The sequence below is a fragment of the Blautia glucerasea genome (assembly GCF_020537505.1).
Taxonomy (GTDB): Bacteria; Bacillota; Clostridia; order Lachnospirales; family Lachnospiraceae; genus Blautia_A.
Genome location: NZ_JAJBMO010000084.1, coordinates 1 through 942, shown reverse-complemented (window position 1 = coordinate 942; position 942 = coordinate 1). Strand labels below are relative to the sequence as shown.

General features: G+C 47.9%; 1 protein-coding gene. It reads right to left on the bottom strand.

Annotated features, from left to right (window positions below):
- Positions 1-40: 40 nt before the first annotated feature.
- A partial coding sequence (locus LIQ05_RS19320) for an ABC transporter ATP-binding protein (protein WP_226822931.1) occupies positions 41-942 on the bottom strand: 902 nt, incomplete at its 5' end.

The following is a 942-nucleotide window of genomic DNA, read 5'->3' as shown; positions in this document are numbered from 1 at the left end:
CTCCGGCAGTATGAAGTTTCATAGGCAGCTCCTTTCGCCATTAAGCAAGACTCCAGCCAGCCGCACTCTTTCGGATATTGACAAAATCCTGATAGATACCAGGCTGTTTCAAAAGTTCCTCATGGGTTCCTTGCTGTGCAATCTGGCCGTTGTCTATAACTAAAATCTGATCGGCGTTCTGGATGGTATTTAGGCGGTGAGCAATTACAAGCAGGGTCTTTCCCTTCACCAATTCGGAAATAGCCTCCTGAATATAGCTTTCATTGTCCGTATCCACACTCGCGGTAGCTTCGTCCAAAATAACGATAGGCGCGTCTTTCAGGATACAGCGGGCAATCGAAATACGCTGCTTTTCGCCACCAGAGAGTGTCGCACCGCCTTCGCCAACCACTGTCTGGAACCCATCAGGCAGAGCCATAATGAAATCATAGCAGCGGGCTTTTCTGGCAGCCTCATAGATTTCTTCTTCCGTGGCATCTGGCTTTCCCATGATGATATTGTTGTAAATGGTGTCCTGAAACAGATACACGCGCTGGAATACCATGCTGATCTGATTCATCAATTCCGACAGAGGTACATTGCGAATATCCACACCCCTTATCGTCACATTGCCGGATTTTACATCCCAAAGCCGCGCCAGTAAGTTTGCAATGGTGGACTTACCACTACCGGATGGCCCAACCAGCGCTGTCATAGAATTTTTCTTCATGGCAAAACTGATATGGTGCAAAACCTCTTTATCCTGATAAGCAAATGTAACATCGTTGAACAGGACTTCCGGCTGTCCCGGCTGTGCCTGAGCCGGAATATGCTGCTTGCCGTTGTCGGAAAGTTCCGGTTCATCCAATACCGCTTCAATACGATCAAGGGCAGCGTTCATAACGGTTAGTCTGGATGCTTCTCCATAGAGAGCCTTCAACGGGCCAAAAAGATCAAATACAA